Annotated in this window: 10 protein-coding genes; 8 read left to right on the top strand and 2 right to left on the bottom strand. The window is 32.9% G+C overall.

Going from position 1 to position 21,789, the window contains the following annotated elements; translation table 11 throughout:
* The first annotated feature begins 82 nt into the window (after nt 1-82).
* Entirely contained in the window at nt 83-1,441 is a 1,359-nt protein-coding gene (gene brnQ / locus CQ058_RS18590) for a branched-chain amino acid transport system II carrier protein (protein ID WP_002189226.1), read from the top strand.
* 86 nt (nt 1,442-1,527) lie between these two features.
* On the top strand, nt 1,528-1,947 hold the full coding sequence (locus CQ058_RS18585) for a VOC family protein (RefSeq protein WP_002126861.1): 420 nt from the start codon (nt 1,528-1,530) through the stop codon (nt 1,945-1,947).
* 81 nt (nt 1,948-2,028) lie between these two features.
* On the opposite strand, the gene CQ058_RS18580 is transcribed toward CQ058_RS18585, so the two are convergent.
* Both CQ058_RS18580 and CQ058_RS18575 read right to left on the bottom strand, forming a co-directional pair.
* Nucleotides 2,029-2,868 carry a dimethylarginine dimethylaminohydrolase family protein gene (locus CQ058_RS18580; protein WP_002189227.1) on the bottom strand — a complete coding sequence of 280 codons (840 nt, stop codon included), beginning with the start codon at nt 2,866-2,868 and terminating at the stop codon, nt 2,029-2,031.
* A gap of 201 nt (nt 2,869-3,069) precedes the next feature.
* Nucleotides 3,070-3,789: a 4'-phosphopantetheinyl transferase family protein gene (locus CQ058_RS18575; RefSeq protein ID WP_002193101.1), complete on the bottom strand. Its 720-nt coding sequence runs from the start codon at nt 3,787-3,789 to the stop codon at nt 3,070-3,072.
* Between the two features lie 325 nt (nt 3,790-4,114).
* On the opposite strand from CQ058_RS18575, the gene CQ058_RS18570 reads away from it, so the two are divergent.
* The 6 genes from CQ058_RS18570 (at nt 4,115) to CQ058_RS18545 (ending at nt 21,771) form a co-directional block, all read left to right on the top strand.
* The gene (locus CQ058_RS18570) at nt 4,115-5,146 is read left to right on the top strand and encodes a serine hydrolase domain-containing protein (protein WP_002189229.1); all 1,032 of its coding nucleotides are present in this window, start codon (nt 4,115-4,117) and stop codon (nt 5,144-5,146) included.
* A 220-nt stretch (nt 5,147-5,366) separates the two neighbouring features.
* Entirely contained in the window at nt 5,367-6,377 is a 1,011-nt protein-coding gene (locus CQ058_RS18565) for a fatty acid desaturase family protein (RefSeq protein ID WP_002189230.1), read from the top strand.
* A 194-nt stretch (nt 6,378-6,571) separates the two neighbouring features.
* Nucleotides 6,572-7,291, top strand: coding sequence for a thioesterase II family protein (locus CQ058_RS18560; RefSeq protein WP_002193100.1), 720 nt, complete (start codon nt 6,572-6,574; stop codon nt 7,289-7,291).
* Nucleotides 7,281-13,049 (top strand): non-ribosomal peptide synthetase, encoded by a 5,769-nt coding sequence (locus CQ058_RS18555; protein ID WP_105589923.1) that lies wholly within the window; start codon nt 7,281-7,283, stop codon nt 13,047-13,049. Before CQ058_RS18560 ends, CQ058_RS18555 begins: the two co-directional genes overlap by 11 nt.
* Nucleotides 13,042-17,268, top strand: a complete 4,227-nt coding sequence (locus CQ058_RS18550) for a type I polyketide synthase (protein WP_002189234.1) — start codon at nt 13,042-13,044, stop codon at nt 17,266-17,268. Before CQ058_RS18555 ends, CQ058_RS18550 begins: the two co-directional genes overlap by 8 nt.
* An 18-nt stretch (nt 17,269-17,286) precedes the next feature.
* Nucleotides 17,287-21,771, top strand: coding sequence for a non-ribosomal peptide synthetase (locus tag CQ058_RS18545; RefSeq protein WP_033733070.1), 4,485 nt, complete (start codon nt 17,287-17,289; stop codon nt 21,769-21,771).
* Nucleotides 21,772-21,789 lie beyond the last annotated feature (18 nt).

The raw sequence follows: 21,789 nt of genomic DNA, 5'->3' as shown, positions 1-21,789 counted from the left end.
TGATACTTAAATTAAATATTCAGAAAATTCAATTAGTTAAAATTGGAAAATGAAATAAGGAAATTTGAATGGGGGTTATATTATGGCGAATAAAGTACCGTTTTCGTTCATAGTAGTTATCGGATTAATGTTATTTGCACTATTTTTTGGAGCAGGAAATTTAATATTCCCAGCGATGCTTGGTCAATCGGCAGGAGAGAATGTATGGATTGCTAACGCTGGATTTTTAGTAACAGGAGTAGGTTTACCATTACTAGGTGTATTAGCATTTGGTTTTTCAGGTAAAGATGATTTACAGTCATTAGCAAGTCGTGCTCACCCAGTGTTTGGGATTGTATTTACAACAGTTTTATACTTAGCAATCGGTCCGTTATTTGCAATACCAAGAACGGGAAATGTTTCTTATGAAATTGGTCTTAAGCCGTTTATGCCAGAGGGATTAGGTTCTACACCGTTAATTCTTTTTACAATTATATTCTTTAGTATTACTTGTTTTTTTTCGCTAAATCCTGCGAAAATTGTCGATATTGTTGGAAAAATCTTAACCCCAATTAAATTAACATTCATCGGTATTTTAGTAATTGTTGCTTTTATTCATCCGATTGGAGAAATGCAAGCACCAGTTGAAGGGTATACATCACATGCATTTTTCAAAGGATTCCAAGAAGGATACTTAACAATGGACACGCTTGCATCGTTCGTATTTGGGATCATCATTATTAATGCAATTAAAGAAAAAGGTGCGAAAACGAAAACACAAATTATGGTTGTTTGTGCAAAAGCAACACTGATTGCTGCATCTATTTTAGCAATTATTTATACAGCTCTTTCTTATATGGGAGCTTCAAGCGTTGCGAAGCTTGGACATTTAGAAAACGGCGGAGAAGTATTAGCAAAAGTTTCTAACTACTATTTCGGATCATATGGCGGGGTATTATTAGGGTTAATGATTACAGTTGCTTGTTTAACAACAAGTGTGGGACTTGTATCAGCGTGTTCTTCATTTTTCCATAAGTTATTCCCAAATGTTCCTTACAAAGCAATCGCAATCACGCTATGTGTATTTAGTGCAATTGTTGCAAATGTTGGATTAACGCAATTAATTGCAGTTTCTGTGCCAGTATTAACAGCAATTTATCCACTAGCAATCGTGCTGATTTTCTTAACATTCTTCCACTCGTTATTCAAAGGTAGAGCTGAAGTTTATCAAGTGAGCTTAATCGTAACATTTATCATCAGCTTATTCGATGGATTAAGTGCAGCTGGAGTTAACATTGAAGTAGTAAGCCAAGTGTTCACTAAATTCCTTCCGATGCAGGAAGTAGGATTAGGCTGGATCTTCCCAGCGATTATCGGTGGATTTATCGGCTATGGTATTAGCGTTGTAAAAACGAAAAATGGAGTTCGCCCAGCAGCTAGTGCGAATAAGAAAATAAGTTAAATGAAAAAAGTTATAGAATTTGATTCTATAACTTTTTTTGTTACTATTGATAAGAATAGAAAAAATAAAGTAATAGGGGAAATAAAATGAAAAAAACAATTGACCATATCGGGATCGCAGTTCGTGATATAGATAGTACGATACAGTTTTATGAAAAGGTTTTATCAGGAACTTTAATAGATCGATACGTAAGTGAAGCACCTGGTGTTGAAAGCGAAGTAGCTATTCTTGAAGTTGATGGTGATAGAATCGAATTACTTGCGCCAACGAATAATACGACTTCTCCAATAGCACGATTTATAAAGCAAAAAGGGAAAGGTGTCCATCATGTTGCGTATCGTGTAGACGATTTAGATGTAGCTTTAGAAGAATTAAAGGAACAAGGGATTCGAACGTTAGAACATACGCTTCGAATTAATAAACATGGTAGACGATTAATTTATCTTAACCCAGCGGATACAGAGGGAACAATCATTGAGTACTGTGATTATCCGGAAGAGAAGTAAAGGAAGTTTATCCTTGAGAAAAGGTGTTACGTAATAACGTAACACCTTTATAATGTGAGCTTTTAATTTTTAGTTTTTTAATCATCCCCTTTGTAGAGGAAGAGTGCAGCAGCGAAAAGATCCGCCAGATTTTATAATTTCTCCAAAGTCGATTTCAATAACCTCATAACCTCTAAGTCTCAGCTCTTTATTTGTTGTAGTATTAATGGGTAAACTAATCATCTTTTTATTGCCTAAAGATAATACATTGGTGGCTAAAGTAAATTGCTCTTTTTTAGATACTTCTATTAAATTATAACGATCTGATAACATTTTTAATGTACTATTACTAAATGCATGTGGATATATTAAGGCTTCTTCCTTTGAAATGATATTAAAAACACAATCTAAATGTAAAAAATCTTTGGAAAAAGGAACAGGAATTATTTTATAGTGTGTGAGAAACTGTTGAAGTTTTTTTACAGAGTTAAATAACGTTCGATTGCTCACGCCAATATATACAATATCTTGATCGATAATGACGTCACCACCTTCTATATGACTATTAATACAATCTATATAAGCAATATCTTGTTCTGACAATATTTTTTTGAAAATTCGCTCTTCCCCTTTACGAACTTCATTTTTCATGTTAGAAATAAAAACTGTTTCTCCTATGGTAAAGCCGACATCCCTTGTGAAAACTTGTTCGGGAAAGCGGACTTTAGGAGGTAGCATTAGAGTGTGTATTCTATTTTCTTTAAGTATATCAATAAATTTTGAATATTGTTCTCTTGCCAGATTTACATTAAAGCCTAAATTGATAAAATATTTTTGGGTCTTGTTTATACCACTAGAAATATTCATATATAATGGTTCACATAGTATAACTTTTTTTAACGTACTATATTCACTTGAGCAATATGACTTTAATATACTCATTCTTATAATCCTCCAATATAGGTGATTTTTAAATTGTTATACAATGATTGAAGCTTAAAATATTTTTGAATGCAGAAGATAAAACGTAATAATATAGGAACTTAAAAAAGATTGAGTTTATAATAATTACAGTGATTATTTTCTGTTTTTTCAGTCATTTTAAATGTTGGATGTATTTTTTCTCTAAAAAACGTAAAATAATTATAGGAACTCAGAACAGTCTAGTATCTTTATAGACGAATTGTTTATCTGTTCCCAATCTGTATAACAAACCGCGATAGTGTAATTTTGCTCTAACCGATTTAGGCAGAAATAGAATTGACTAAAATCGGAATTAGTGTTCCGTAAGGTTATTTTATTTTGGGACCAATCGTCCATATTGAAGCCAAAACTATCTAATGGATATAGAAGTCCTTTTCCAATTGCTTTAACAAATGATTCTTTTAGAGTCCAAATATCAAAGAAAAACGATAACTGTCTATCGTGAGGAATATACTGAAAATAGTCAATTTCTTCTTGAGTAAAGCATAGTTCGGTTACGGAAAGATCTATAGGTTGAATTTTTTCAATGTCTACACCAATTCGTCCAGTTGAAGCAAGTCCACATATAATCCATTCTTCAGAATGAGATAAATTAAAATCCCCCTTCCAACCATGATATTTATTTAAAAAAGGGCGGCCTGTTCGATCTCTTTTAATAGAGATAGTATCTGCAGGTATGAGCAATAATCTTTGCAAACGTTTTCTGATGCATAGATGAGCTAATAATGTTCTTTGTTGATCTTCTAATTTATGAAATCTTAAAATTCTTTCCCTTTCATTTTTAGGTAATTCTGTGAGTTTCAGCTCTATGTCTTTGTAGGGTAGTAAAATTCCTAATTTAACTGCAATAATTTCTAAGTAACTATCAATTTTTTTCATAATGACCTCACTAACAATATAAATAATAGTCTCAAGAGAATTTAAATGTATAATTAATTTTATTATTTATCAACTACCATTAAGTTATAGAGAGCGATATAAGATTTATTGAGAAATCATGTGAATTATATTAAGTGTTATTGTATAGCTATTTTGAAGAAATGAACAAACTTATGTTTTATTTTTTTTTTGAAGTCAATTCAATTATTAAAAAAGTTTCTCAAGTTTTGTTATGTATTTTAGATTGCTTTGAAAATTAAATGAAGTTACAATTAACCCTGTTTAATAGTTGGAAAAATCAGAAAAATAAAAGGGGATTGGGTAAGTGATAATTTCTGGAGAAATAAAAGAATTTATAAAGAATTATGATGATAAATTACCATTCTCAGGTGCGATTTTAATTCAAAATAAAAAAAAGATCTTTGAAGATGGATTTGGATATGCGAATAGAAGTGAACAAATTTTTAATACATCACGTACTCGGTTTGGTATGGCTTCTGGGTGTAAAATTTTTACTGCAGTTGCAATATGTCAATTAGTTGAAAAGGGTGTTTTAACTTTTGATACTTGTTTGAAAGAGTGTTTAGAAGACTCATTCCCAAATTTTTATGAAGGTATTACAATTCATCATTTATTAACTCATACTTCGGGCATACCAGATTATTTTGATGAAGAAGAAATGGATGATTTTGAAGATTTATGGAAGGATACCCCAATGTATTCTATTAAATCTCCTGCAGATTTTCTGCCTATGTTTCAAAATTATCATATGAAGTTTAATCCTGGAAGTAAATTTTCTTATAGTAATGCAGGTTATATTTTACTTGGGTTGATTGTAGAAAAATTGACAGGGATGAAGTTTGCAGAATATGTAAAAGAGAATATATTTCAGGTTTGCGGCATGTCAGATTCAGGATATTTCCGGATGGATCAACTGCCGGAACGAACTGCACTTGGATATATAGATAATAAAGATGATAACACTTGGAGAACTAATATCTATTCGGTCCCTATAGTTGGTGGGCCAGATGGAGGGGCTTTTACAACAGTTTTAGATTTAGGAGAATTTTGGAATGGATTATTTAATGGGAAACTCCTAAATAAAGAGTACACTAATCAGTTGTTAACTCCTTATGTGAAAAATAATAGTTTACATTATGGATATGGTGTTTGGATTTCAATGGAAAATGATGAGATTCTCAAATATTTTGTATTTGGATTTGATCCAGGTGTGAGGGTTCATTCATCTGTAAATGCAAAGTCTAAGATGCAATTCCATATTATGTCTAATGTGGAACGAAATGTAGTTCCTATTAAAAGTGGGATTGATAAATTAATTTCTGAAAAAAAGATTTAGTTTTTGAGATTCATGGATGTTTTTTGATACCTACAAAATAAAAAAGGATATGAATATTTAACTAAGAGTTAATATGCTTATAAAAACTGTTGGATTGTTCGCTTTAAATGATTAATTAGAGTATAAATTTTGAGAGCCTAAGGGTGTTTGTTAAGGATTTAAATGAAGGATTCCTGATATAAATCAACAGCATTAATTTCTATATAAAGGAGTTAATAATATGATTAGAGGAACTACCGATTTAGGGGAAAGTCAAAAGAAAGAGTTAGAGAAGCATCGTTTTTCGAAAGAAATCAACTTGGAAATTCGCGAATTACAAAAAACCAACAATTGGTATAATTTTTTTGCCATAGGATTGGATTGGGGTATTGTGTCCTTAGTAATTGCATTGAATTATTTTATCCCTACTATGTGGATGTATTTGATTAGTATTGTTATCATTGGTAGCCGTATGCGTGGCCTTGATATTATGATGCATGAGTCAAGTCATCGTATGCTTTTTAAAAATCGTAAATTAAATAAGTGGGTTGCATGTTTCTTTGCTGCTTATCCGATAATGATTTCTTATAAAGCATATTGTAAGAGTCACATGAATCACCACAGGTATTTATGGAGTGAGATAGACCCTGATAAGCAAAGGTATCAAATTGTTGGGTTAGATAAACCGACTAAAAATAAAATGAAATTTTTTATTCAGCATTGCTTAAAGCCTTTGTTCTTAGTACATGTGCCGAATTATTTGATTGGAATGATCAAAGTAACAGCATATGCAAAAGAGGAACCTAGATTTGATCAAATAATCAGGACTCTATATTGGGGCGCTATCATTATTTGTTCGATTGTTTTCGGTTTCTGGCAAGAGTTGATTTTATTTTGGGTAGTTCCGTTTTTAACAACTTTTCAAATGTTAAAATATTGGGCTGAAATGGCCGAACATGCAGGACTAGAATCGGAAAATGAGATATTTGCATCAAGAAATTCTTTTGGGAATTGGTTTGAGCGCTTTCTCATTCATCCTCATAGAAACTCATACCATTTGGTACATCACTTGTTCCCTGCTGTTCCACACTTTAACATAAAGAAGGCTCATCTTATTTTAATGAAAGATGAAGAATATCAAAAAGCGCATCATTGTACAGGGTTCTTTTTTTCCACTGCACCAGGATTCTCTTCTGTAATAGATGATATACAAGGACGGATACCATTTTGGAATAAAGTGAAAGGGAAATAGATCATTATACGTGTTGTGCTACATAGGCTGTATGGAAATTTAATGGTTTACCAAAGATAATTCCTGATTGCACCCTAAAATATAAATGGGAGCTAGATTAATAAAAAAATTGGGAGATGTTAGGTGGCTAATTAAGTTCTATAGAGCCTTTTAAAATTTAGTAAATAATTTTGATTCATAGGAAAGGAGAGTATATGAATAACACGATGCTTTTTTGTTTTCCTTATGCTGGTGGATCCGGTTCGATATATAGTAAGTGGAAAAATTACTTACATCCTAGTATTGAATTGAAACCAATTCAATACGCAGGAAGGGGTAAAAGATTTCAAGAAGATTGTTATGATGATATGAATCACGCGGTTAATGATATATTCGAATGTATATATAGAGTTGTAGGTAATTGCGATTACGCGTTTTTTGGTCACAGTATGGGCGGGCTTATCGCTTATGAACTTTGTAAGGAAATAGAAAGTAGAAATCTTAATGCTCCTGTGCATATTTTTCTATCAGGTGTAAAGCCCCCAAATTTTATTAGAGAACAAAAAGTGTCTAACTTACCAGAAAAAGAATTTAAAGATGTGATATTAAATTTAAATGGTACTCCAAAAGAAATTCTTAATAATCAGCAGTTAATGGATATATTTATCCCAATTTTAAGATCTGACTTTAAATTGATAGAAGAATATAAATTCAGTAATGAATTGTACAAGTTAAATACGTGTATTACTGCAATGTACGGTAAGCTGGATGATGTTACTGAGGAATACATGAAAAAATGGTGTGAGTTTACTTCGAGAGATACTGTTGTTTATGGCTATCCAGGAGATCACTTTTTTATTAATGAAAATTACATTGATATTATAAATCTTATTAATTCAACATTGGTTGGGAGAGGAGATTATTATGAGCAATGATGTTTATAATGCAGATTTGTTAACTAAAGAGGAGAAGTTTTGGTTGGATCAACTATCAACGGATTTAGAAATGAGTAGTTTTGTAAATTTTAATAAAAAAGTTGGTGTGAAAAATCAGGAAGAAAAAATATTTACATATAGATTATCAGAAAACATATCACATAAAATTAGTGAAATAAGTAATCATTCTGAATATGGAATGTTTATCATTTTGATTGCTAGTGTGAAATATTTGCTCTCAATATACACGGATAGTAAAGATATTTCTATTGGAACGCCAGTAATTCAATCAAAATCTGGCACAGCATATTATGATCATCTTTTGATTATAAGAAGTAATGTCCATAGTAATATGACATTTAAAGAGCTTCTATTAAAAGTACAACAAAACATTACAGAGGCAAATAAAAATCAGAAAGTATCGCATAAGCGATTAGCAAAACTTTTAGGAGATGAGAATGCAAATTCTAATAAACTGAATCCTCGTACAGTCATACAGTTTGAAAATATTCAACATAATATTTCTAATCATTATACAAATGCAGATACCGTCTTTAATTTTAAATGGCATGGAGATAAAATAGAGTGTTGTATCACTTGTAAAGAAAGTGTAGGAGACTTGATTGAAAGAGTTATAAATCAATTGACTCATTTGTTAAAAGCAGTAGTAGCTAATCCGAGTATAAGGCTCTCTGAAATTGATATTTTATCCAATGAGAGAAATCGTATTCTAAATGAGTTTAACAACACAAAAACAGGTTTTCCTAAGGATCAATCTGTGGTTGACTTGTTTGAATTTCAAGTAGCTAAAAGTCCCCATAAGCTAGCAGTCTTTTACCAAAATCAAAATTTAACTTACGAGGAATTAAATATAAGAGCAAATCATATAGCACATAAATTAGTTGAATTAGGAGCTAAAAAAGATTCTGTAATAGGGATTATGTTAGATAGATCGCTCGAACTTCCAATTGGTATATTAGGTGTTTTAAAGGCAGGAGCTGCATATTTACCCATTGATCCAAACTATCCAAATGAACGAATTAATTATCTCTTAAGTAATTCTAATGTAGATATCATTTTGAAGTGCAGCAATAATGAATTTAATTTTATAATTGAAAACACTAGATTTGTTGATATAGATACAACTTTGGGAGACGGTACACCTATAGAAATGAGTGGTAATTTAGAATTGAAAATCCCATTAGAGAGCTTAATGTATGTTCTTTATACATCTGGGAGCACTGGTGACCCTAAAGGAGTTATGGTGAAAAGAAATTCATTTATGAATTTGCTCAACTGGTATACCAATGAATTTGATATGAATCCAACCGATAATGTATTATTAATTGCCCCAATTAGTTTCGATACAGCGCATAAAAATTTATTTGCTCCATTGATAAAAGGGGGGCGATTGCACCTTTTTGAGTCAGGTATGTATGATTACAATAAAATGTCTGATTATATAAATATTCATAAAATCACGAGCATTAATTGTACCCCAAGTGGTTTTTATCCATTGGTTGATTATAATGAGAGAACTAATTTTAGTAGGTTAATCACGTTGAAGCGTATTTTTTTAGGTGGTGAATCGATAAATTGTAAAAAACTCAAACCTTTAGTTAAATCAATAAATTTCAAGAGCGAAATTATAAATACGTATGGTCCCACGGAATGCACGGATTTAGCCTCTTTCTATAGAATTAGTAATCAAGAGATAGAACAATTGAAGGTGATTCCAATCGGAAAGCCTCTTAATAATGTCGAAATATACATTGTTGATCAAGAGATGAATCTTGTACCTATTGGTATAACAGGAGAACTGTGTATTGCTGGGGTTGGATTGGCACGTGGGTATTATAATGCTCCAGATTTAACGAGAGAAAAATTTGTAGAGTTTCCGAAAATTACCGAAAAAAAAGTTTATAAAACAGGAGATATGGCAAGGTGGATGCCTGATGGGAATATTGAATTTATTGGAAGGAAAGATAATCTTACGAAAATAAGGGGGTTTCGGGTAGAAGTTGGGGAGATAGAGACTGGTCTTATGAAGCATCCAGATGTAGATGAGGTTGTTGTTGTTGCAATCGAAGATACTTTCGGTACGAAAGTATTAAGTGCTTATTTTGTTGCCAATGTGAATATAACAAACTCAGAATTAAGAAATTTCCTTATTAAAAGTTTGCCGAATTTCATGGTGCCAACCTACTTCACTCAACTGAAAAAAATGCCACTCAATCAAAACGGGAAAATTGATCGTAAAGCATTGCCAGTGTCCAACTTGGATCCAGTATCAGACTTCGACTATGTTGCACCAGAAGGCGAATTGGAAAAAAAGGTTGCACATATATGGAGAGATGTTCTTAATATTCAAAAGATAGGAGTGTATGATAATTTTTTTGAGTTAGGTGGGCATTCTTTAAATGCTGCTTCGATTATATTGAAAGTTAACCAAGAATTTGACGTGAATATACACTTAAGTGAAATGTTTAAAAAGCCAACTATAAAAGAATTTACAACTCTAATACTGGATGGGGAACAACATAAAAGTTCAATTATATTACCTGTTGAAGCAAGAGAATACTATCCTGTTTCATCACAGCAAAAAAGGCTATTTATTATGTGGCAACTTAATCGTGATTCAGTAGCTTATAATTTACCGTCGGGGACAATCATAGAGGGTGATCTCGAATATGATATGTTGGTGAGAGCTTTCCAACATCTTGTTGATCGTCATGAATCTTTACGTACATCGTTTTCATTCATCAATGGACAAGTGGTGCAGTATGTACATCCTAAATTAAAGGTTATTGTTGATATCGTTGAAGCATCGGAAGAAGAATTAATGGAGTATGTACATGGGTTTGCTACACCTTTTAATCTGGGACAACCTCCTCTATTTAGAATCAAAGTTATTAAAATCAGAGAAAATAAGCATTTGCTGTTAACTGATGCTCACCATATTGTCTTTGATGGTATATCGATGGACATAATTATGGAGGAATTTTATGATAGTTATTTAAATAAAGATTTGCCTCCGATTAAATTACAATATAGAGACTATGCAGTATGGCAGGCAGAATTTTTTCAGACTGATGATTTTAAGAGTAAAGAAAAGTATTGGCTAAACATATTTAAAGATGAACCTCCATTACTGGAGTTAAATACAGATTATCCACGACACCCGGTGCAACTTTATGATAGTGATTATGTACCAATTATGGCGGGATACGATTTGACAAAGCGTTTGAAAAAGATAGCAAAGGAGAATGGGACAACCCTATATACGGTGCTACTTGCTGCTTTAAATGTATTGTTTTTAAAATATACGGGTCAAGAAGATATTACGATTGGTACCCCTACAGCTGGCCGATCTCGTCCAGGTTTGGAACGGACTATTGGTATGTTTGTGAATACGGTAGTAATAAGAAATTTCCCATGTCGCAAAAAAACATTTCTGAATTTTCTGGATGAAGTGAAGGATAATGCAATAAAAGCCATTGATCATGAGGAATATCCGTTTGAATTGTTAGTAAATCAAGTAGATGCTTATCGAAATACAGGGAGAAATCCAATATTTGATATTATGTTTTCTTTGGATAATGATGAGTATTTCTTTAAGGATAAAGGGGAATTAACTTTCCGAAAATTCCCATTTGAAAGTAGTATGACTCAATTTGATATGTTCATTCATGTATTAGAAATTAATGAAGATATGCATTTTAAGTGGAAGTATCGTAAGGATATATTCAAGAAGGATACAGTACAAAGATTAGCAGAACATTTTATTTATCTACTTGATGAGATTACCGAAAAGATGGATATACCATTACAAGATATCCAGATGATGTCTGAATCAGAGATGAAAACCGTTCTTTATGAATTTAATAATACGACGGATGAATATTTGTATCAAATGACGGTGCATGAGATATTTGAGCAGAAAGTGAAAGAAGGTCCATCAGAAAATGCCATCGTATATAAAGAAATGACACTAACGTACTCTGAGCTGGATGCAAGGGCAAATCAACTGGCCCGCACTTTAAGAAAAAAGGGAGTGCAAAGAAATAGCGTTGTTGGACTTATTGCAGAGCCTTCCTTAGAAATGGTCATAGGAGTTCTCAGTGTGCTAAAAGCAGGAGGGGCATTTTTACCGATTGATCCCACTCTTCCAATAAGCAGGATAAAATATTTTTTGAGAGACAGTGATTGTCAGTTGGTTCTGGCCCGAAATAATATGAAGGAACGCTTTACTTTTGAACAGGAAGTAATTAGGTTGGATGATGAAATAAACTGTAAAGAAGATGGTTGTTATCTTGAAAACATAAACCAGCCCGACGATTTGGCATATGTAATTTATACCTCTGGAACAACCGGTAACCCTAAAGGGGTTATGGTCGAACACAAGAATATTGTGAATCAGTTGATAGGACTCATTCGGAAATTAAAATTTAATCAAGAAATGAATCATTTATTGCTAGCAAAAATCACATTCGATGTTTCTGTTCAACAAATCCTTCTCCCGATTCTCTCTGGGGGTAGGTTATATATTCCTGAGGAAGAGCTAATCGCTGAGCCAAGAAATATGTGGAACTTTATTGAGAAAAACAAAATTAATGTCTTGGGCGCTGTACCTACCCATTTGAAAGTTTTAATAGATAATATTGTCATAAGTCAACCTCTTAACTATGTTCTTGTAGCCGGTGAGGTCTTTACAAAGAGTCTTTATGATCAATTAAAGAGTACTGTTAATGCTGAGATGATTATTAATCTGTATGGTCCAACCGAGACGACGATTTTTTCAACATACTATATTTGTCGTGAAAATGAAGAGGGTTCGAGCATACCAATAGGTAAGCCTCTAAGTAACTATAGGGCATATATTTTAAATCAAGATTATTATCCTGTACCTATTGGTGTGACTGGGGAGTTATATATTGCTGGGGCAGGTGTAGGAAGGGGATATATCAATAAGTCAGATTTGACAGATGAAAAATTTATGTCCAATCCATTTATTCCAGGTGAGAAAATGTATAAAACGGGAGACTTTACAAGGTGGCTCCCTAATGGGGACATTGAGTATCTTGGAAGGATTGACCATCAGGTAAAGGTTAAGGGAGTCCGAGTAGAGCCAGATGAAATAAAAAACAACATTTTAAATCATAAATATATTGATAATGCAATTGTTGTTGCGAAACAAAATCAAAGTAATGAAAGCTATTTGTGTGCGTATCTAATTACAAACCAAGAGGTTACCAGTACAGAATTAAGGGAGTATTTGAGGAATAAGTTACCTGAATATATGATTCCGTCACATTTTGTGCAATTAGAGAGTATGCCTGTAACGAATAACGACAAAGTCGACGTAAGAGCCTTGCAAGAAAGGAATGATGAGAATTATATATCGTTAGGTACTACTTATATAGCACCTGGAACGAATCTAGAAAAAATGATAGCGGAGATCTGGAAACAGGTACTTGGGGTAAATCAGGTCGGTATTTATGATCATTTCTTCGAACTTGGTGGGAATTCACTGAATATTATTCAAATAAATGAACGGTTGAAAAATGATTTGAACATCGACATAACTGTAATGATGCTATTTAGATATCCTACAATTTATTCTCTATCCCAGCAATTAAAGATGACTGCTGAGAGCAGGGTACAGGAAAAAATGAATTCAAATAGAGTTCAGGTAATAAAGGAATCGAAAAATAGGTTAAAACAAAGACGTCAAAGAAAGAGGGATTCGAATGAATGATAGTGCACAGGAACCGATAAGAAATGGTATAGAGATTGCTATTATTGGAATGTCTTGCAGATTTCCTGGTGGAGATACTATAAATGAATTCTGGGAAAATTTGAAGAATGGTGTAGAATCGGTAACTTTCTTCACAGATAAGGAGTTACAGAAAGGAGGAATTGATCTAGAAACGATCCAGAATCCCAATTATATAAAGGCTGGTGGGGCTATTACAGGAACAGAATGGTTCGACAATAAATTATTTAATTACTCACCTAGGGAATTAGAGGTAATGGATCCACAGCTGAAAATTTTGCACGAGTGTGCTTGGGAAGCATTAGAGAGTAGTGCTTACTTTTCGGATACCTTTAATGGTTTAATTGGTACTTATATTGGAGCATCTACAAACTTATATTGGTTAGAAGCGGTATATGATGGAGCGAAAGATTTTATAAAAGAAGCAGAATTTTTAAATGGTTCTCAATTTTTCGGCACCAGATTATCACATAAATTAAATTTGAAAGGTCCTAGTTATACAGTTCAAACTGCATGTTCCTCTTCATTGGTTGCTGTGCACTTGGCATGTCAAGCTCTATTAAGTGGAGATTGTGACATTGCTTTGGCTGGAGGGGTTTCACTTACATTACCTGAGAAAAGAGGGTATTTATACAAGGATGGCATGATTCTTTCACCAGATGGACACTGTAGACCTTTTGATGATAATGCTAGGGGAACGGTCAATGGAAATGGAGCGGGAATTGTTGTTTTGAAGCGTATGGAGGATGCGATTGCTGATGGAGATTTCATCCATGCTGTTGTGAAAGGATCCGCAATAAATAATGATGGCGCTGATAAGGTTAGTTTTAATGCGCCAAGTGTAGAAGGACAAGCTGCTGTTATTAGAGCAGCTCATCACATGGCCGAGGTAGAATCTGAAAGTATATCATATGTAGAGGCTCATGGTACTGGAACAATGCTAGGTGACCCGATTGAGGTTGAAGCCTTGAAGTTGGCATTTAATACAGAGAAGAATAATTTTTGTGGTATTGGATCGGTTAAAGGGAATATTGGTCATCTTGATAACGCTGCAGGTATAGCAGGTTTGATAAAAACTGTAGTTGCTTTGGAGAATCGCATGATTCCACCAAGCATTAACTACGAGAAAGCAAATGAAAAAATTAATTTTGGTAATAGTCCATTTTATGTACAGGATACATTGGCAGAATGGAAGAACCAAGAGTTTCCTTTAAGAGCAGGAGTAAGTTCATTTGGTATGGGAGGAACAAATGCCCATGTTGTACTTGAGGAACCTCCCCAAAGAGAAGCTTCTGAGCGGAGTAGGAGATATCAATTACTTTCTTTTTCTGCACAAACGAAAAAATCTCTTGAAGAGCAAACTAAAAAGTTAGCTGAATATTTAAATCATAACAATAATGTGAATTTGGCTGATGTAGCTTATACACTTTTAAATGGAAGGAAAAATTTAAAATATCGAAGAGCATTAGTGGTTTCGGATATAGAGGAAGCGAAGCGAGAATTTTTTATTCAAAATTCTGGTAAGGTTCAAACTAACATTTGTGATGGCGGTAGTAAGCAAATAATTTTCATGTTTCCCGGGCAGGGTGCGCAATATGTAAATATGGGATTGGATTTATATAAAGAAGAGAAGAGATTTCGAGATGAAGTGAATCTTTGTTGTGAGATTTTAGAAGAGATTAGTGGGATTGATTGGAAGGAAGTCTTATATCCAAAGGACCTGGAAGCTAGAATGAGAGATGATATAAATCAAACATCTAATACACAGCCTGCAATATTTATTTTTGAATATTCATTAGCAAAAACATTAATGGAATGGGGCGTCTATCCGGACGGCATGATTGGACATAGTATAGGGGAATATGTGGCGGCTTGTTTGGCGGGAGTGTTCTCATTAAAGCAAGCGCTACAGTTGGTGTATGAGCGGGCGACCTTAATGCAGCAATTACCTAAAGGAAGCATGATAAGTGTAATGGCTTCGAAAAATGAAATTTTACCACTAATGAATCAAGATGTATCTATTGCCGCGGTGAATAGTCCAATATCATGCGTAATCTCAGGTTCTGATGAGGCAATCTATACTTTTGAGGGGGAATTGATTAGGAAAGGTTTTCAGTTTAAAAAACTTACAACTTCCCATGCCTTTCATTCATCCATGATGGACTCAATTTTAGATACCTATGGAAAGAAGTTAAAAGAAATTAATTTCCAGGATATTAAAATACCATTTGTATCCAATTTGACAGGAGAATGGATTACGGAAGAACAAGCAAAAAGTGCAGATTATTGGGTGAATCATCTGCGACATGTAGTGGAATTTTCTGAGGGCATTAAGCATCTACTATCGGGTACGGAAAGTATTTTTGTGGAGGTTGGACCAGGTAGAACATTAAGTAGTTTTGTTAGACAACATACTCAAGGAGAATCAAAATGCCCAATTATTAATACTGTAAGGCATCCTAAAGAAAAAATTTTTGATGACAATTACTTGCTTCAAAATATTGGTAAGTTGCATATTCATGGCGTGAAGATTAACTGGTCCAAGTATTTTTCGCAAGAAAGAAGATATCGTGTTCCACTCCCTACGTATCCTTTTGAACGGCAGTTCTTTAGCCTTTCTAAGGATATTGAAATGGAAGAGAGTTCCCCTTTATCGCAAAGTGACTATGTAGAAGAGCTAAAGAGGAATGTTGTTCCGAAAGATGATAAACAGCGGAAAATTATAGAATCATATAAGAGAGTTACGGGAGTAAAACAAGTTAGTATCCATGATGATTTCTTTGAATTAGGAGGTAGCTCACTAACGGCTATCAATGTTGTTTCGAGCTTACAGAAGGATTTTGATATTTCTATTAATCATTTATTTGAATACCCTAGAGTCTCTGATCTAGCGCAGCATATGACATATAAAAAGGAGAAGACCATTCCAGATGCATTAGCAACTTATCTGATTGCTAGAGGAGAAAGGCATCGGTTGATGGAGGAGAAGATAAGAGGAGACATAGCGATACGAAGTTTATATGATGATAGAAACAAAAAGTATTACGAAATCAACCTTTCTTGCCAAACCGGTTATAAGGAAGTTCTATTGACAGGAAGCACGGGATATTTGGGCGTTTACTTATTACATGATTTATTAACTGAATTAGATTGCAATGTACATTTGATTGTAAGAAGTGACAATTGTATAAAAGCAGAAAATCGCATTAAAGAAAAAGTTTGCTCTTATTTTGGAACATCTTTTTATGATAAGTATAAGAAAAGAATTTTTGTATATAGTGGCGACCTGACAAAAAAATATATGGGCTTAGATTTGCCGAACTATCAATATTTGAGTGAAACAATCCAATGTATTATACATTCAGCAGGCAGTGTTAGTCATTATGGGAAATATGAAAAATCCTATGAAGCAAACGTTCTAGCTACGAGAAATGTAATTGATTTTTCGCTTAAGGGAGTAAAGAAAGATGTGAATCATATTTCTACATTGGCTGTAGCTTCTGGTGTAGTAAAGAATAACGAAGATATATTGTATACGGAGTATGATAATGATTTAGGGCAAATTATTGAAAATCCTTATCCAAAGACAAAGTTAGAAGCTGAAAAGATTGTACTGGAAACGAGGGATAAGGGAATAAATGTAAATGTTTTTCGAGTGGGAAACATTGGTTTTGATTCTAAAACAGGAAGGTTTCAAGAAAACATAGAGCAGAATGCATTATACTCAATGATGAAATCATATATAAGAATTGGATTGGTTCCAGAAATGGAAAGAGATATAGATTTTGCATGTGTGAATGATGTTAGTCAGGCAATTATTAAGTTGTTTAATAAAAAAGAATTAATGAATGAGACTCATCACATTTTCAATCCTAACTATGTAAGCTTATCAGCTCTTTTAACAACGTATGGATTAGACATAGATGTAAAAGAAACTTCAATTGATAAATTTATAGATTATATCTTTGATGAAAAGCAATTTAATCAATATGCATCAGATATATATAATTTACAGCTGCATTGTATAGGAGATGAATTGAAAACATTTAATGATGTCGAACAAACATTGTTCCATATAATGGGAGATAAAACGAATATGCTGTTAAGAAAAACGGGTTTTGTATGGAATAATATTACGGATGAAATGACGAAAAAAATGATTAGATATGGTCAAAAAGTTAATTATTTCGAAAAACATTAAATATAAAGTGGTGATAATTTGAAGTATAGAGAATATTTTTCACTAACTCATCCTCAACAAAGGATTTGGTATATGGAGAAAATTAATCCTCATCAGCCATTGCATAATATTGGGGGAACAGTAAAGATACAAGGAGAAGTGGATTTTGATTGTCTTGAGAAAGCAATTAATTATTTTATAAAAAAAAATGATGGAATCAGGCATCGATTTGTAGAATCGGATGAGAAGGTTCATCAATATGTGGAGAAATATCATAAATATCAAGTTCGATATACTATTTTTAATAGTCAGAAGGATTTAGATGCCTGGGTTCAGCAGGAAGCTGCAAAACCTTTCGATATCAATGAACAAGACTTATTTGATTTTGCTTTGTTCAAGTTACAAGATACTAAAGAAGGGGGATATTTCGTTAAGGTCCATCATATAATTTCTGATGGTTGGTCTATGAATCTTTTAACTGAACAGATTTGTAATGCATACACTCAAATTTTGAAAGGTGAAAAAATAACAGATCAGCTTAATAGTACCTATATGTATTGCCTTGAGAAGGAAGAATCCTATTTAACTTCAAAAAGATTTATGAAGGATAAAAATTTTTGGAATGAGAAGTTTAGTAAGCTCCCAATTGTGAAGCGGAAGAACGAAGTAGATTGTGCAAAGGCAAATAGAAAAACATATTCTTTAACAAATAATCAATCGGATGAAATTAAACAATTTGCTACTGACATAAATGTTTCTGTGTACGCATTCTTTGTTGCCCTATATTATATTTACTTAAATAAAGTAAATGGGCAGGATGATTTAATTATTGGAATGCCTGTACTTAATCGAGCGGGGAAAAATGAAAAAAATATTGTGGGGATGTTAACAAGTACTATGCCATTTCGTCATACTGTTGATAGTGAAATGACAGTCTTAGATTTTATAAAAGGCATTAATCGTGAATTGGTTCGCTGTTATTATCATCAAAAATATCCATATGATGTATTGGTGAAAGATTTGGAATTAAAGAAAAAGGGATACGGTGATTTATTTGATACATGTATTAACTATTACAATACAAAACTTCCTACTGAAATTAATGGTACACCAATAGAAAATGAAGAATTTTACAATAGGAATCAGATTTATTCAATTCAATTGATTATTCGAGAATGGTCTAGATTAGGAGGATTTAATCTAGATATAGATTATAAGGATCATATGTATACAGAAAAGCAAATTGAACAAATGTATCTTGGAATCAGTCATTTACTGAATCAGATGTTGGAGTCGCCTAATAAAAAGTTGATGGAATTAGAAATTTTACCAGAAGATATGTGGAATAAATTGATATATGAATTTAATGCAACGAATAGGGAGTATCCAAAGGACAAGACAATCCATCAGCTTTTTGAAGAACAAGTAGAAAGGACACCAGATAGAGTTGCGATTTGCCTGGAAGATAAGGAACTTACGTATCGTGAATTGAATGATAGATCTAATCAATTAGCGAGGTATATATTAAAGAAAAATGTAACAAAAGGTACAGTAATAGGAATATCAACTACGCATTCTCTAGAAACAATTATTGGAATTTTAGGAATTTTAAAAGCAGGAGCGGTATATTTACCTATTGATCCACAATATCCATCTGAACGGGTCAATTATATGCTGCAAGATTCAGATATCAATATTCTGTTCACTAATTTTGATATTTCGCATCAATGGGATCTTTCTTTGTATGCGGTTGAGGTTATCCATATAAATGCAGCTCATATTTATATGGGAGATACTTCTAATATTAAAAATAGAAGTGAGCCGACTGACCTTGCTTACATCATATATACATCGGGTTCTACGGGAAACCCTAAAGGTACAATGATTGAACAGAAAGGATTGGTTAATTATATTTCCTGGGCAAATCAAGTATATGTAGGCGCAAGTGAAAATGAAGTTTTCCCATTGTATTCATCTCTTGCTTTTGATCTTACTGTTACAACTATATTTACCCCATTAATTAGTGGTAATCAGATTATTATTTATCCTGCTGATGCAAACGAATATGTATTATATAGGATATTTAAAGAAAAAAAAGCAAGTATTATTAAATTAACTCCATCTCACCTGTTTTTATTGAAAGATTCAGACTTTGCTGGGTGTTCAATTAAAAAAATTATTGTTGGTGGAGAAAATTTAACAGTAGACCTTGCCGCAAACATACAGAAAAAATTAGGTAGAGAAACAAAAATATATAATGAATATGGGCCCACAGAAACAGTTGTAGGATGTATGATTCATCAATTCGATATTGAAAAAGATAAAGGGGTATCTGTTCCTATTGGTGTACCTGCACAAAATATGAAAATATATGTGTTGGACTCCGATCTTCGCCCAGTACCAATGGGAGTTGTTGGAGAAATTTATATTTCTGGGGAAGGTGTTGCAAGAGGATATTTTAACAATCAGGATTTAACAAGAGAGAGATTTATTGTAAATCCATATTCGGAAAAAGAGCAGATGTATAAATCGGGTGATTTAGCTAGATTTATTGAAGGAGATAAGATTGAGTATTTGGGAAGGAAAGATGATCAAGTAAAAGTTCGTGGGTTCCGCATAGAACTAAAAGAAATCGAAATAAACTTGCAAAAATATCCGAGCATTAAGGAAGTGGTAGTGATTGATCAAGAGGATTATGATGGAAACCGCTATCTTTGTGCCTACTATACTGAGAATGCTAAGGTGAAGACATCCGAACTATTTAGATTCTTAAAAGAGATCTTACCAGTTTATATGATTCCTTCGTATTTTATTGTGTTGAAAGAAATACCGTTGACGTTTAACGGAAAGCTGGATAGAGAGGCCTTGCCGAAACCTGAAGTTAAAATAGAGAAAAAAACTGAAGGTGAGATAGAAAGTGATTTAGTAGGTATTATACGTGAAGTATTAAATGTTGAAAAAGTAAGTATAAGAGACAACTTCTATCATCTAGGCGGGGATTCCATTAAAGCAATTCAAATTTCTTCTAAGATACGTGAGAAAGGGATTAAAATAAAAACAAAGGATATTTTGGCTAATCCAGTTATTGAAGATATGATTTTATATTTAGAAATGACTAGCACAAAAGAGCAGAAGAGTAATCAACAATGTGTTGGTAGTATTGAAACGATACCATCTATCTCATGGTTTTTTTCGCAAGATTTGAACAATATAAACCATTATACACAGTCAGTGTTAGTCAAAGTAAAGGATGACGTTGAGGTTGGGATACTTGAATCGGCATTTAGCTCATTAGTTTGTCATCACGACGCTTTTCGCTTGAATTACCGGATGGAAACGAAGGAATTATTTTATAATCAAAATAATTACAATAAAAAAATAAAAATAGAATCATTAGATTTATCTGAATTATCAAAAACAGAGCAAAGTATTCGTATTGCTAGTATTGGAGAAATATTGAAATCGAGCTTTAATATTGAAAATGAAATTCTTCTTAAAGTTTGTATATTTGATTTGGGCGATTTTGGTAAAAGACTATTAATGACAGCTCATCATTTAGCTGTTGATGGTATATCTTGGCGAATTATTTTTGAAGATATAAATCAATTATATAAACAGATAGAAAATAAGCAGAAAACTTCTTTGCCGCCAAAAGATAATTCGGTACAGGATTGGGCAATTGAGTTAAAGAGAATGAGTAAAAAAATTCCAGAATCAGAAAAGCGATACTGGGAGCATGTATATCAATATGAAGAGAATTCATTTAATGATTTTGATTTAGGATTGGATCGTATGGAATTTTGCGAGAAAATGATTAAGAAGTTAACAGAAGAAGAAACTATGCAGCTGTTACAAAAAGCAAATGAAGCTTATCGAACAAAAGGTAATGAACTAATGATTATAGCGCTATCATTGGTAATGGCTAAGTATATTAAAACAAATGATGTGATTATTGAAATTGAAGGGCATGGGCGTGAAGAATTAAATGATGAAATTGATGTATCGCGAACTATTGGATGGTTTACGAGCCTATTTCCAATTCGGTTACAATTTGAGGATGTAGATATATCACAACAAATTAAACAATTAAAAGAGCAATTGCGTAGCGTTCCAAGTAAAGGTCTAAATTATGGAGTTTTAAAGTATATTTCGAAGGAATTAAGTTCCGAATCTCGAAAGTATGTTCGTTTTAACTATTTAGGTGATTTTAATGCTACATTTTCCAATGGAATTTTTGAATTTGCGTATGAAAATTCCGGTCAAGATAACAGCAATAAAAATGAGATGGATTGTTTGCTAGATATCGTTGCGTATACAGTAGATAAAAAGTTGAATTTGTCGATTACGTATAGCAAAAACAAATTTAAACAAGAAACAATATCGCAATTTTTCATGGAGTATATGAATCAATTGAGAGATTTGATTCAACATTGTTGTCAGAGAAAACATGCTGAATTCACCCCATCTGATTTTGAAACGGCAAACCTCTCGAGTGAAGATCTTGAAAATATATTTAATATATGATATTAGAGAGGAGTCATT

It is taken from the genome of Bacillus sp. MYb56, assembly GCF_002976445.1.
GTDB classification, from domain to species: Bacteria; Bacillota; Bacilli; order Bacillales; family Bacillaceae_G; genus Bacillus_A; species Bacillus_A mycoides.
Note: the sequence above shows the minus strand (reverse complement) of the source record. Positions and strands in the feature narration are given on the sequence as shown.

Coding starts and splice junctions, on each gene's coding strand:
- CQ058_RS18550 (WP_002189234.1), top strand. CDS start 13,042: ATGAATGATAGTGCACAGGAACCGATAAGAAATGGTATAGAGATTGCT.
- CQ058_RS18565 (WP_002189230.1), top strand. CDS start 5,367: ATGATTAGAGGAACTACCGATTTAGGGGAAAGTCAAAAGAAAGAGTTA.
- brnQ (WP_002189226.1), top strand. CDS start 83: ATGGCGAATAAAGTACCGTTTTCGTTCATAGTAGTTATCGGATTAATG.
- CQ058_RS18580 (WP_002189227.1), bottom strand. CDS start 2,868: ATGAGTATATTAAAGTCATATTGCTCAAGTGAATATAGTACGTTAAAA.
- CQ058_RS18585 (WP_002126861.1), top strand. CDS start 1,528: ATGAAAAAAACAATTGACCATATCGGGATCGCAGTTCGTGATATAGAT.
- CQ058_RS18555 (WP_105589923.1), top strand. CDS start 7,281: ATGAGCAATGATGTTTATAATGCAGATTTGTTAACTAAAGAGGAGAAG.
- CQ058_RS18560 (WP_002193100.1), top strand. CDS start 6,572: ATGAATAACACGATGCTTTTTTGTTTTCCTTATGCTGGTGGATCCGGT.
- CQ058_RS18575 (WP_002193101.1), bottom strand. CDS start 3,789: ATGAAAAAAATTGATAGTTACTTAGAAATTATTGCAGTTAAATTAGGA.